Source organism: Allosphingosinicella indica (genome assembly GCF_900177405.1).
GTDB classification, from domain to species: Bacteria; Pseudomonadota; Alphaproteobacteria; order Sphingomonadales; family Sphingomonadaceae; genus Allosphingosinicella; species Allosphingosinicella indica.
Window position 1 is genome coordinate 2,712,468 of record NZ_LT840185.1, and the last position, 12,685, is coordinate 2,725,152.

The 12,685-nt window shown below is 66.7% G+C and carries 10 protein-coding genes; 7 read left to right on the plus strand and 3 right to left on the minus strand.

The genetic code is table 11. The annotated features are described in order from the left end of the window. Nucleotides 1-2,397 carry a ribonuclease R family protein gene (locus tag B9N75_RS13425; RefSeq protein WP_085219246.1) on the minus strand — a complete coding sequence of 799 codons (2,397 nt, stop codon included), beginning with the start codon at nucleotides 2,395-2,397 and terminating at the stop codon, nucleotides 1-3. 40 nt (nucleotides 2,398-2,437) lie between these two features. Then, entirely contained in the window at nucleotides 2,438-3,445 is a 1,008-nt protein-coding gene (locus B9N75_RS13430) for a fumarylacetoacetate hydrolase family protein (protein ID WP_085219247.1), read from the minus strand. A 98-nt stretch (nucleotides 3,446-3,543) separates the two neighbouring features. Here B9N75_RS13430 and B9N75_RS13435 point away from each other — a divergent pair, with 98 nt between their 5' ends. From B9N75_RS13435 to mmsB, 7 genes are all read left to right on the plus strand, one after another. Beyond that, a complete protein-coding gene (locus B9N75_RS13435; RefSeq protein ID WP_085219248.1) occupies nucleotides 3,544-5,040 on the plus strand; it encodes a CoA-acylating methylmalonate-semialdehyde dehydrogenase in 1,497 nt (498 codons plus the stop codon). Between the two features lie 31 nt (nucleotides 5,041-5,071). Beyond that, nucleotides 5,072-5,638: a hypothetical protein gene (locus B9N75_RS13440; protein ID WP_157123855.1), complete on the plus strand. Its 567-nt coding sequence runs from the start codon at nucleotides 5,072-5,074 to the stop codon at nucleotides 5,636-5,638. Beyond that, nucleotides 5,635-6,777, plus strand: a complete 1,143-nt coding sequence (locus B9N75_RS13445; protein ID WP_085219249.1) for an acyl-CoA dehydrogenase family protein — start codon at nucleotides 5,635-5,637, stop codon at nucleotides 6,775-6,777. Before B9N75_RS13440 ends, B9N75_RS13445 begins: the two co-directional genes overlap by 4 nt. Beyond that, the gene (locus B9N75_RS13450) at nucleotides 6,774-8,513 is read left to right on the plus strand and encodes a PHA/PHB synthase family protein (protein WP_085219250.1); all 1,740 of its coding nucleotides are present in this window, start codon (nucleotides 6,774-6,776) and stop codon (nucleotides 8,511-8,513) included. Before B9N75_RS13445 ends, B9N75_RS13450 begins: the two co-directional genes overlap by 4 nt. A gap of 128 nt (nucleotides 8,514-8,641) precedes the next feature. After that, nucleotides 8,642-9,715 (plus strand): enoyl-CoA hydratase/isomerase family protein, encoded by a 1,074-nt coding sequence (locus B9N75_RS13455; protein WP_085219251.1) that lies wholly within the window; start codon nucleotides 8,642-8,644, stop codon nucleotides 9,713-9,715. Further along, entirely contained in the window at nucleotides 9,715-10,491 is a 777-nt protein-coding gene (locus B9N75_RS13460) for an enoyl-CoA hydratase (RefSeq protein ID WP_085219252.1), read from the plus strand. Before B9N75_RS13455 ends, B9N75_RS13460 begins: the two co-directional genes overlap by 1 nt. A 109-nt stretch (nucleotides 10,492-10,600) precedes the next feature. After that, nucleotides 10,601-11,536: a 3-hydroxyisobutyrate dehydrogenase gene (gene mmsB / locus B9N75_RS13465; RefSeq protein ID WP_085219253.1), complete on the plus strand. Its 936-nt coding sequence runs from the start codon at nucleotides 10,601-10,603 to the stop codon at nucleotides 11,534-11,536. Here mmsB and wecB read toward each other — a convergent pair whose 3' ends face one another. Continuing rightward, entirely contained in the window at nucleotides 11,537-12,655 is a 1,119-nt protein-coding gene (wecB, locus tag B9N75_RS13470; RefSeq protein WP_085219254.1) for a non-hydrolyzing UDP-N-acetylglucosamine 2-epimerase, read from the minus strand. It lies immediately after the preceding gene. Nucleotides 12,656-12,685: the final 30 nt, after the last annotated feature.

Consider the following 12,685-nt stretch of genomic DNA (forward strand, 5'->3'; position numbering starts at 1 on the left):
TCAGCGGCGTCCGCGATGGCGGATGTTGGAAGGCCTGCCGCGCCGCCCTTGTGTCCGTTTGCCATCGCGGATCGGGCCGCTCCGCGGCGATGTAGCCGCCTCGCTGTCCGGAAGCTCGAAACGCAGCGCGCCGCTCACCGGATTGGCCTCCGCCAACCGTAGGTCTAGGCGCTGGCCGGGCTTGAATGTCGTGCCGGTATCGTCGCCGATCAGGCCCTGGCTCGCCTCGTCATACCGGAAATATTCGCCGCCCAAGGTAGCGGCCGGCACCAGCCCGTCGCCCCCAAGGCCTTCCACGGTTGCGAAGAAGCCGAACGGCTGGACGCCCGAGATGCGGCAGCGAACGATCTGGCCCACGCGGTCGGCAAGATAGGCGGCGACGTAGCGATCGATCGTCTCGCGCTCGGCCTCCATCGCGCGGCGTTCCAGCGACGAGATGAGTTCGCCGGTAACCGACATAGATGACGCTTCGTCGTCGCTGAGACCGCCTTCGCCCAGGCCATAAGCGCGGACAAGCGAGCGATGGACGACCAGATCGGCATAGCGCCGGATCGGCGACGTGAAATGGCCGTAGGAGCCGAGCGCAAGGCCGAAATGGCCGTGGTTCTCGGGCGCATAATAGGCCTGCGTCTGGGTGCGCAGCACCTGCTCCATGATCTCCGGGCGTGAGTCAGACTCCCCTACCCGCTCGAGCAACCGGTTGAAGGTCGCGGGCCGAATCACTTGGCCGAGCGCGAAGGCGATCTCGAACGTCTCGAGATAGTCCTTGAGCGCAACCAGCTTCTCGCGGCTCGGGGCCTCATGGACGCGGTACATGACGGGCGCATTCTTCGCCTCCAGCGCCTTGGCGGCGGCGACATTGGCGGCGATCATATAATCCTCGATCAGCTTGTGCGCATCGAGCCGCTCGCGCGGCGCGACCGAGGCGATCCGCCCCTTCTCGTCCAGCTCGACCCGGCGCTCGGGGAGGTCGAGCTCCAGCGGCTCGCGCTTTTCCCGAGCCTTCAACAGCGCGCGCCAGCACGCCCAAAGCGGCTTCAGCGCCTGTTCCACCAGATCGGGATGCACGGGCGCAAGATCGTCATCGGACAGCGCGCAGGGAGAGGAAGCGACTTCTGCCAGATCCTCCCCGGCACGGGGAGGGGGACCGCTCGCGCCAGCGAGGGGTGGAGGGGGCTCTCCGCCCGCACGGCAGGTCTCGGATCCCCCTCCACCAGCTTCGCTGGCCCCCCTCCCCGTACCGGGGAGGATTTGATCCATCGCCGCCTGCGCATCCTCATAGGCAATGTTCGCCGCGACTCGGATGCGAGCGCGGGTGAAGCGCCAAGCCTTGAGCTGGCCGTCCTTCGCAATCGTCAGATGGCAGGCGAGCGCGGCGCGGTCCTTGCCGGCCTTCAGCGAGCAGATGTCCGCGGACAGTTCCTCCGGCAGCATCGGAACGACGCGATCGGGGAAATAGACGCTGTTGCCGCGCTTGCGCGCTTCCTTGTCGAGCGCGGAGCCGGGGCGGACGTAGAAACTGACGTCGGCGATCGCGACGATCGCTTTCCAGCCACCCGCGTTGGCGAGATCGTCGTCCGGCGCCGCCCAGACCGCATCGTCATGATCGCGCGCGTCGGCCGGGTCGATCGCCACAATCGGAAGATGCGTCAGATCCTCCCGCGCCCCAAGATCGCGCTTCGCGACCCGCTCGGCCTCCTCGACCACCGCATCGGGAAATTCGTGCGGGATACCATGCTTGTGGATGGCAATGAGGCTGAAGCTGCGCGGCGCGAACGGATCGCCGAGGATGTCGGTGACCCGCGCGGTGATCCGCGGCGGGCGCCCAGTCTTCTCGGCCAGCACCAGATCACCGGGCTCGGCCTTGCCGGCGTCGGACACAGGAAGCTCGCGCCGCTCCTTCTTCTCGACCGGGCGGAGCCACAGCCCCTTCCCTTCGGCGTGGAGCACGCCGAGCACCAGCTCGCTGCCCTTGAGCAGCTTCTTCATCGGATGCGCGACGATGCCATTGCCGCGCTCTTCGGTCCGCGCCAGCACGCGATCGCCGACGCCGAGCGCACCTCTGCGGCCGCGCTCCAGCAGCCGCAGCCGCGGTTCGGGCGCTTCGGCCTCCCACCGTTCGGGCACCGCCCAGACCTGCCCCGATTCGTCCACGTCGGTCACGCGCAGCACCGTCACCTTCGGTACGCCGCCCATCTTGTGGAAGGCGCGCCCGGGGGCGCTGTCGATCAGCCCCTCGTCGCCCATGTCGCGGAGCAAGTGCTTGAGCGCGATCTTCTCATTGCCCTTCAGCCCGAAGGCACGCGCGATCTCGCGCTTTCCGGCCGGCTGGTCGGATGCGCTGATGAAATCGAGGATCTGCTGCCGCGTCGGGAGACCGGCGGGTTTCTTGGCCATGCGCCCATGTCGGGCGCGGGCGCGCCCGGTGCAAGACGATTCAGGCTGAAACCACCTCCTGCTCGATAGTGCCGAAGATCGGATGACCGCTCTCGTCGTCCATCCAGATGCGGACGCTGTCGCCGGCTTTCAGGAACGGCGTCGCGGGCTTGCCATCGAGGATCGTCTCCACCGTGCGCACTTCGGCAAGGCACGAATAGCCCTTACCCCCGCGCGCGATCGGCTTGCCGGGGCCGCCATCGGCGTCGCGGTTGGAGACGGTGCCTGAGCCAACGATCGTCCCCGCACCGAGATTGCGCGTCTTGGCGAGGTGCGCGACCAGGGTACCGAAATCGAAGGTCATGTCCTCGCCCGCATCGGCGCGTCCGAAGGGCTCGCCGTTGAGATCGACCTTGAGCTCGCCGTGCAGCTTGCCGTCCTTCCAGCGATCGCCGAGCTCGTCAGGCGTGACGAACACCGGCGAGAGCGCGCTCGCCGGCTTCGACTGGAGAAAACCGAACCCCTTGGTGAGTTCGGCCGGGATGAGATTGCGGAGCGACACGTCGTTGACGAGGCCAATGAGCCGGACCGCGCCGAGCGCCGCCTCCCGCGATGCGCCGCGCGGCACGTCGCCGGTAACGACCACAACCTCCGCCTCGAGATCGCAGCCCCAGGCTTCGTCTGCGAGCGGGATGGGATCGCGCGGGCCAAGCATCTCGTCCGATGCGCCCTGATACATCAGCGGGTCGCTCCAGAAGCTTTCCGGCATTTCGGCGCCGCGTGCCTGCCGCACCAGCGCGACATGGTTCACATAGGCTGATCCGTCCGCCCACTGATAAGCGCGCGGAAGCGGCGCGGCTGCCATCCGCTCGTGGAAGCGCATCATCGGGATCGTCTCGTGCGCGAGATCGATGGCGAGCAGCTCCAGCGCGGGCGCGACATTCGCCCAATCGTCGAGCGCCGCCTGCAGCGTCGGCGCGATATGGCCGGCGTCCGCGCACCAGGCGAGGTCGCGGCTCACCACGACCAGCCGGCCATCGCGGCCCTTCTTGAGCGATCCGAGCTTCATGCACCTGTCTCCTCTTCACGCGGCAACTGGCATTTGCCGCCCCGCTTGGCTAGTGCCTGCCCGCAATCCCCCATCACCCGAAGGACTCGGACCCAGACATGCGCGACATCGACCATTTCATCGACGGCGGCCCACATGCGTCGGGCGATCGTCACGGCGACGTGTTCGATCCGAACAGCGGCCAGGTGCAGGCGCGCGTCCGACTGGGCACCGCCGCCGATCTCGAGAAGGCGATGGAGCGCGCCCGCGCCGCGCAGCCGGAATGGGCGGCGACCAACCCGCAGCGCCGCGCGCGGGTGATGTTCAAATTCAAGGAGCTGGTCGAGGCCAATATGGAAAGCCTCGCCGCGCTCCTCTCCTCCGAGCATGGCAAGGTAATCGCCGATTCCAAGGGCGACGTGCAGCGCGGGCTGGAAGTGATTGAGTTCGCCTGCGGCATCCCGCATGTGCTGAAGGGCGAATATACGCAGGGCGCGGGCCCGGGCATCGACGTATATTCGATGCGCCAGCCGCTCGGCATCGTCGCCGGCATCACGCCGTTCAACTTCCCGGCGATGATCCCGATGTGGATGTTCGGTGTCGCCATCGCCTGCGGCAACGCCTTCATCCTGAAGCCTTCCGAGCGCGACCCTTCGGTGCCGGTACGCCTCGCCGAGCTGATGAAGGAAGCGGGACTTCCCGACGGCGTGCTCCAGGTCGTCCACGGCGACAAGGAGATGGTCGACGCGATCCTCGACCATGACGACATCAAGGCGATCAGCTTCGTCGGCTCCTCCGACATCGCCCACTACATCTACTCGCGCGGCACCGCGAACGGGAAGCGGGTGCAGGCCTTCGGCGGCGCCAAGAACCACGGCATCGTCATGCCGGACGCCGATCTCGACATGGTGGTCAACGACCTCGCCGGCGCCGCCTTCGGATCGGCGGGCGAGCGCTGCATGGCGCTGCCGGTGGTCGTTCCGGTCGGCGACAAGACCGCCAATGCCCTGCGCGAAAAGCTGGTGCCCGCGATCGAGGGGCTGCGCGTCGGCGTCTCGACCGATGCCGAGGCACACTACGGCCCGGTCGTCACCCAGGCGCACAAGGAAAAGGTCGAAAGCTACATCCAGATGTGCGCCGACGAGGGCGGCGAGCTGGTGATCGACGGCCGCGGCTTCACGTTGCAGGGGCACGAGAAAGGCTTCTTCGTCGGTCCGACCTTCTTCGATCACGTGAAGCCGAGCTTCCGTTCCTACCAGGAAGAGATTTTCGGGCCGGTGCTCCAGATGGTCCGTGCCGAGAGTTTCGAGGATGCGGTGCGGCTGCCCAGCGAGCACCAATATGGCAACGGCGTCGCCATCTTCACCCGCAACGGCCACGCCGCGCGCGAGTTCGCGGCGCGCGTCAACGTCGGCATGGTTGGCATCAACGTGCCGATCCCGGTGCCGGTCGCCTATCACACCTTCGGCGGGTGGAAGCGTTCGGGCTTCGGCGACATCGACCAGCACGGGCCGGAGGGCGTGCGCTTCTGGACCAAGTCCAAGAAGATCACCCAGCGCTGGCCCGACGGGAGCGCCACGGGCGAGAATGCGTTCGTCATCCCGACGATGGGCTGAGCCCGTCGGTTAGGACGAGAGGAGCCGAGTGATGCGTAACGCCCTTCCCTTCGCGCTGGTGCTGGCGCTCGCAGCCTGCGGATCGCCGCCGGCTGAGCAGACCGCGCCGGTGACGAACGACATCGTGGCGAATGATGCCGAACCCGTGACCGACACGCCTGTGGCGCAGCCCACCGAGGCGAGCGGCGAAGCGACCCCAACGCCCTCCCCCGCCCCATCCGCATCGCCGATGCCGGAGCCCACCGCGACCGCGACGCCGGACGAACTCTCGGGCACGGCGACGATCCCCGCCGCCCTGCGCGGCCGCTGGGGCCTCGTGGCGGCGGATTGCACGTCCACGCGTGGCGACGCCAAGGGCCTGCTGCGGATCGCAGCAGACACCATCCGCTTCTACGAATCCCGCGCGAAGCTCGGCCGCGTCGTCGAACGCGACCGCTCGCGCATCGTCGCCGACTTCGATTTCGAGGGCGAAGGGCAGACGTGGGAACGCCGCCTGACGCTCGACGGACAGGATGGCGGCAAGACGCTCATCCGCCGCGACCAGGGCGACGACGCGATGCCCGGCCCGCTCCGCTACACGAGGTGCGAAACGCAATGAGCCAGTTCGATCTCACCGAAGAGCAGCGCCAGATCCAGGAGATGGCGCAGCAATTCACCGCCGACGCCATCACGCCGCATGCGGCGGAGTGGGACGAGAAGCACATCTTCCCGCGCGACACGATCCGCTCCGCCGCCGAGCTCGGCTTCGGCAGCATCTATGTTTCCGAGGAATCGGGCGGTATCGGGCTGGGCCGGCTGGAAGCCGCGCTGATCATGGAGGCGATGGCCTATGGCTGCCCTTCGACCAGCGCCTTCATCTCGATCCACAACATGGCGTCGTGGATGATCGACCGCTTCGGCGCGCAGGCAGTGAAGGATAAATATCTGCCGTCGATGGTGACGATGGAGCGGATCGGCTCCTACTGCCTCACCGAGCCCGGCTCGGGATCGGACGCCGCGGCGCTCAAGACCAAGGCAGTAAAAGACGGCAACCATTATGTCGTCACCGGCTCCAAGGCGTTCATCTCCGGCGGCGGCGAGAACGAGGTCTACGTCTGCATGGTCCGCACCGGCGTCGAGGGGCCCAAGGGCATTTCGTGCCTGGTGATCGAGAAGGACATGCCCGGCGTCAGCTTCGGCGCCAACGAGAAGAAGCTCGGCTGGCATTCGCAGCCGACCGCGCAGGTCAATTTCGACAGCGTCCGCGTGCCGGCGGAGAACCTCGTCGGCGGCGAGGGCGAGGGCTTCCGCATCGCCATGATGGGGCTCGACGGCGGCCGCCTTAACATCGGCGCGTGCAGCCTCGGCGGCGCGCAACGCTGCCTGGACGAAGCCATTGCCTACACCAAGGAGCGCAAGCAGTTCGGCCAGCCGATCGCCGATTTCCAGAACACCCAGTTCACGCTCGCCGACATGGATACAGACCTGCAAGCGGCGCGGATGCTGCTCTATGCGGCGGCGGTGAAGGTGACCGAGAATGCGCCCGACAAGACGCGGTTTGCGGCGATGGCCAAGCGGCTCGCCACCGACAGCGGCTCATCGATCGTCGACCGCGCGCTCCAGCTTCACGGCGGCTATGGCTATCTGCAGGATTACCCGATCGAGCGTTTCTGGCGCGATCTTCGCGTCCATTCGATCCTGGAAGGTACAAATCAGGTCATGCGGATGATCGTTGGCCGGGAGTTGACCCGCCAGTGAGCAGCGATGCGATGGAGAGCGGCGAGCGGATCGCCGCGCAGTGGAGTGCGGCGCTCGACAAGGTGAGTGCCGCGGCACAGGCTGCCGCGACGGCGCCGGCCGCAGCGGCGGCGACGAAGCCGTATGATCCCCTGGCGCTGTTCAAGACGATGGCGGAGTTCGCCGCTGGTTTCCGTCCCGAGCAGCTTTTGCAGGTGCAGATGGACGCCGCACGCGAGTGGACGAGCTTCTGGACCAACGCGCTGACACCCGGTGCGACGCCCACCGAAAAGCCGCGCGACCGGCGGTTCTCGCATCCCGAATGGCAGGAGCAGCCTTACTTCCGGACGCTGCGCGACGCCTATCTGCTCGCATCGAAGCAGCTTCGCGAGACGGTGCGCGCGGCGGGCGGCGACGGGCCGAATGCGGCGATGATGAACTTCCTCGCCGATCAATATCTGAATGCGATCGCTCCGACCAATTTTGCGATGACCAATCCCGAGGTCGTCCAGCGGACGATCGAGACGGGCGGCGCTAATCTCGCCGCGGGTTTCGGCAATCTGCTGGAGGATGTCGCGGCGGGCAAGGGCATCGTCCGGCGGCGGACGGACAGCGATTTCGTGGTCGGCGAGACATTGGCGGCGACGCCGGGATCGGTCGTCTTCAAAAACGACCTGTTCCAGCTCATCCAATATGATCCGGCGACCAAGGACGTCGCGGCAGAGCCCCTGCTCTACGTCCCGCCGCTGGTGAACAAATATTACATGATCGACCTTCAGCCGAAGTCGAGCCTCGTCAAATGGCTGGTCGATCAGGGGCGGACGGTCTTCGTTATCTCGTGGGTCAATCCCGACGAGCGCCACCGCGACATGGGCGTCGAACAATATGTGTTGGACGGGATCGTGGAGGCGATCGGCGCGGCGCGCGAGGCCGCGAAGGCGGACAAAGTGGATCTGTTCAGTTTCTGCCTCGGCGGAACGTTGGTCGCAATCACGCTGGCATGGCTCGCCGCGAAGGGCCGGGCGGAAGAGGTGAACAGCGCGACCTTAATCGGATCGATGGTCGATTTCGCGGACATGCGCGACTGGTCGGCCTTCGTCCACGAAGCGCATCTCGACGCGCTCGAGGATCATCTCGCCAAGCGCGGCTTCATCGACTCGACCGAGTTGCAGCAACTCTTCGCCGCGGTGCGCTCGAACGATCTCATCTGGTCATCGGTGGTGAATCATTATCTGCTCGACAAGCCCGCGCCGGCTTCGGATCTGCTCCACTGGTTCGAGGACGGCGCGCGCATCCCGGCGGAATTCCTCAAAAGCTACAACCGCGGCCTTCTCGCCAGCAACGCGCTGAAGGCCGGCGTCGGCTTCGAGGTCGGCGGCGTCGTCATCGATCTCGGTGTGATCGAGACGCCGGTCATGGTCATCGCGCTCAAGGACGACCACGTGTCGGCCTGGGAAGCGGTCTATGACGGGACCAAGCTTTTCGGCGGGCCGGTGCAGTTCATCCTCGGCGGGTCGGGCCACAATGCCGGCGTCATCAATCCGCCAGCGGCCAATAAACATGGCTATTGGACCAGCGAAGCGCGGCCCGACAGCGGGGCGGAATGGCTGGAGGGCGCGGAGCGGCACGAAGGTTCGTGGTGGCCGGCATGGACGGCGTGGCTCGATGCGCACAGCTCGGGCAAGGTCAAGGCGCGGAAGCCCCAGAATGCGATCGAAGCGGCGCCGGGAAGCTATGTGCGGGTGGTGCACGGTTAGCGTTGCTAGCTTCGGCCGCTTGCCCTGAGCTTGTCGAAGGGCTGCCCTGTCTTCGGCACCGAAACGGCAGGGCTTCGACGGGCTTAGCCCGGACGGATTTGAAAATGAGCGGGGACCAAGAGACAAGAATGATCGACGACGCCAGTACCGACACCCTGACCTATATCGACGGCCGCGCGGGGCGGCTGCGGCTCAACCGGCCGAAGGCGCTCCACGCGCTCAACCTGCCGATGGTCCGTCAAATGACACAGGCGCTGCTCGAATGGCAGGACGATCCCAGCGTCCGGCTCGTCATCATCGACCATGCCGAAGGCCGCGGCTTCTGCGCCGGCGGCGACGTGGTGACAATCGCGAAGAGCGCGCAGGGCCACGGCGCTGCGGGCCAGGCCTTCTTTTTCCAGGAATATCGGCTCAACCATCTCATGTACACCTACGCCAAGCCCGGCGTAGTGTTCATGGACGGGATCACGATGGGCGGCGGCGTCGGCATCGCCTGCCCCTGCCGCTATCGCGTCGCCACCGAGCGCACCATCTTCGCGATGCCGGAGACGACGATCGGGCTTTTCCCGGATGTCGGCGGCGGACGCTATCTATCGCGGCTGCGCGGGCGGGTCGCGCAATATCTTGCGCTCACCGGCGCGCGGATCGACGGCGCCGACTGCGTCGCGCTCGGGCTCGCCAATTTCTACATCCCGTCGAAGCGTCTCGACGCGCTCAAGGCGCAGCTCTGCCGCGAGCCGGAAAAGGCGGAGAGCCTGCTTGCGGGCGAAGCAGTGGCGCCGCCGCCTTCGCAGATCGCCGAAGTCCTGCCGCTGATCGACCGGCTGTTCGCGTCGGACGAGTATGAAGAGATCCTCGCCGCGCTCCGAGCAGATGGCGGCGACTGGGCAAAGCAGCAACTCGACATCCTTGCGAAAAAATCCCCCACCGCGTGCAAGGTCAGCCTCCGGATGCTGGTCGAAAGTCCGCGCCAGCCGCATTTCCTCGACGAGATGCGCATGGAATTCGGCATCGTCACCCGCATGTTTCGCCACGGCGATTTCTACGAGGGCGTGCGCGCTTTGCTTATCGACAAGGACAATGCGCCGCGCTGGAATCCCGCGACCCCGGAGGCGGTGACGCCGGCGATGGTCGACAGCTTCTTCGAGCCCCTGCCCCCCCGCGAGGCCTGGACTCCCCATCCGATCGACGGAGACGAATGATGGCCGACTATCAAACCATCCTGGTCGAGGCGAAAGGCGCGGTGACGCTCGTCACGCTCAACCGGCCCGACGCGCTCAACGCGCTTAATTCGACGGTGCTCAAGGAGCTGATCGACGTGTTCGCCGCCTATGACGCGGACGACGGCCAGCGCTGCCTGGTGCTCACCGGATCGGAAAAGGCGTTCGCCGCCGGCGCCGACATCAAGGAAATGGCTGATCAGGGCTTCGCGCAAATGTATGCGTCCAACTTTTTCCAGGGCTGGGAGAAGGTGACCGCGACGCGCAAGCCGTGGATCGCGGCGGTTGCGGGCTATGCGCTCGGCGGCGGCTGCGAGGTTGCGATGATGGCGGACATATTGATCGCCGCCGACACCGCTAAGTTCGGCCAGCCGGAGATCAAGCTTGGCGTCACCCCGGGGATGGGCGGATCGCAGCGGCTCACCCACGCGATCGGCAAGGCGAAGGCGATGGAGATGTGTCTCACCGGCCGGATGATGGACGCCGCGGAAGCCGAGCGGTCGGGTCTCGTCGCGCGCGTCGTCCCCGCCGCCGATCTCGTTGCAGAGGCGTTGAAGCTCGCCGAGACGATCGCCAGCATGGCGCCGCTCGCCGCGATCGCCACCAAGGAGCAGGTCAATGCCGCCTACGAGATGACCCTGGCGCAGGGCATCAACTTCGAGCGCCGCCTGTTTCACGGCCTGTTCGGCAGCAAGGACCAGAAGGAAGGCATGTCCGCCTTCGTCGCCAAGCGGAAGGCGGAGTGGACGGGACGCTAGTTTCCGGTCACCGGTTGGGCTGAGCCTGTCGAAGCCCTGTCCTGCGCGCAGGCGAAAAACAAGTACAGCCCTTCGACAAGCTCAGGGCGAGCAGTTTGGGAGAGCGACAGTGGCACGCGTAGCATTCATCGGCCTCGGCAATATGGGTGGCGGGATGGCCGCGAACCTCGCCAGCAAGGGCGACAGCGTCCGTGCGTTTGATCTTTCCGCCGATGCGCTTGCGCGGGCGAAGGACGCGGGCTGCGACGTGGCCGGCTCTGCGGCCGAGGCGGTCAAGGACGCCGAGGCGGTCGTCACCATGCTGCCCGCGGGCAAGCATGTCCGCGAGGTCTACGAGAGCGCAGTCTTCGGCAATGCGCCGACCACCGCGATCCTGATCGACTGCTCCACCATCGATGTCGCGACAGCACGCGAGGTGGAGGAAGCGGCGCAGGCGAATGGCCTGACGATGGTCGATGCACCCGTATCGGGCGGCATCGCCGCGGCGGAGGGGGGCACGCTCACCTTCATGGTCGGCGGCAGCGAGGACGGCTTCGCCCGCGCCAAGCCCCATCTCGAAAAGATGGGCAAGGCGGTGATCCACGCCGGCGGCGCGGGCGCGGGACAGGCGGCGAAGATCTGCAACAACATGCTGCTCGGCGCGTCGATGGCCGCGACCTGCGAAGCCTTCGTGCTCGCGCAGAAGCTGGGGCTCGATCCGCAGACCTTCTTCGACATTTCCAGCCAGGCCTCGGGCCAGTGCTGGTCGATGACAAGTTACTGCCCCGTCCCCGGCGTCGGCCCGCAGACGCCTGCCGACCGCGGCTATGATGGCGGCTTCGCGGCAGCGCTCATGCTGAAGGACCTGCGGCTGGCGATGGAAGCGGCCAAGAGCGTCGATAGCTACACGCCGATGGGCGCCGAGGCGGAGGAACTCTACACCCGCTTCGAGCAGCTCGGCGGCGGCGGCAAGGACTTCTCGGCGCTCATCAAGATGATCGACGATAGCTGGCAGGCGGCGGGCGAAACCGCCCCGCCCCCGCCCGGCTACCGCATGCCGGGCTGATCAGGCAGCGCTGCGCGCTTCCGCGAGGAGGCCGCTGCGGCGCCGGAGATCGTCGAGGCAGCGCGCGGCCGTCCGCCCGTCCCACAGGCCCGGCCGGCGCCAGCCTTCGCGCGGCATGGTCAGCGCCTCAGCGACTTCGCGCGAGAGGGTCGCGGCGGTCACCAGCCGGTTGGAACCGTGCGTGATCGTCACCGGACGCTCGGTGTTTTCGCGAAGCGTCAGGCAGGGAATGCCGAGATAGGTCGTTTCCTCCTGCACCCCGCCGCTGTCGGTGATGACCGCAGCGGACTGGGTGACGAGGTTCATAAAGGCGACATAGCCCTGCGGCGCCACGCGCTTGACGCCGGCTCTGTCGAGACGCCCCCCCAGCCCGGTCGCATCGAGGCGCACAGCGGTGCGAGGATGCACGGGGAACACGAGAGGCAGGCGTTGCTGGACCGCGGCGAGCGCATCAACGAGCGCTTCGAGCTGGTGATCTTCGTCCACGTTGGACGGACGATGGAGGGTGACGACGCCATAGCCCCCCGGCGTCAGGCCGAGGCTGCCGGCGGTTCCCGCGGCCTCGATTGCCGGGCGCACCAGCTCGAAACTGTCGAGCATGATGTTGCCCACGCGGGTAATTCGGGCGGGATCCACGCCCTCGGCGATCAGGTTTTCGTCGCCGTCGGGCGAAGGCGTCCACAGGACGTCAGCGATCGCGTCGGTGACGAGTCGATTGATTTCCTCCGGCATCCTCCGGTCGCGACTGCGCAATCCGGCTTCGAGATGGATAACCGTAAAGCAAAGCTTCGCCGCCACCATCGCGCAGGCAGCGGTCGAATTGACGTCGCCAACGACGATCAGCCAGTCCGGCCGGTCGGTTGCGGCGATCTTTTCATAGGCGATCATCACGCCGCCCGTCTGCTCGGCGTGGCTGCCCGATCCGACGCCAAGATGATAATCGGGCTGCGGCAGGCCGAGATCGGCAAAGATCGCGTCCGACATGTTGGCGTCATAATGCTGGCCGGTGTGGATCAGCACCGGGGCGAACTCGGGTGCCGCCGAGAGCGCGTGCCAGAGCGGCGCGATCTTCATGAAATTGGGCCGGGCGGCCGCTACCAGATGAATATGCTGGGTCATCGCGCGCCATGCTAGCGGCGCCGGGTTAAG

Bases quoted from the DNA above. Each gene is read 5' to 3' on its own strand.
- B9N75_RS13425 (WP_085219246.1), bottom strand. From the start codon at position 2,397: ATGGCCAAGAAACCCGCCGGTCTCCCGACGCGGCAGCAGATCCTCGAT.
- B9N75_RS13430 (WP_085219247.1), bottom strand. From the start codon at position 3,445: ATGAAGCTCGGATCGCTCAAGAAGGGCCGCGATGGCCGGCTGGTCGTG.
- B9N75_RS13435 (WP_085219248.1), top strand. From the start codon at position 3,544: ATGCGCGACATCGACCATTTCATCGACGGCGGCCCACATGCGTCGGGC.
- B9N75_RS13440 (WP_157123855.1), top strand. From the start codon at position 5,072: ATGCGTAACGCCCTTCCCTTCGCGCTGGTGCTGGCGCTCGCAGCCTGC.
- B9N75_RS13445 (WP_085219249.1), top strand. From the start codon at position 5,635: ATGAGCCAGTTCGATCTCACCGAAGAGCAGCGCCAGATCCAGGAGATG.
- B9N75_RS13455 (WP_085219251.1), top strand. From the start codon at position 8,642: ATGATCGACGACGCCAGTACCGACACCCTGACCTATATCGACGGCCGC.
- B9N75_RS13460 (WP_085219252.1), top strand. From the start codon at position 9,715: ATGGCCGACTATCAAACCATCCTGGTCGAGGCGAAAGGCGCGGTGACG.
- wecB (WP_085219254.1), bottom strand. From the start codon at position 12,655: ATGACCCAGCATATTCATCTGGTAGCGGCCGCCCGGCCCAATTTCATG.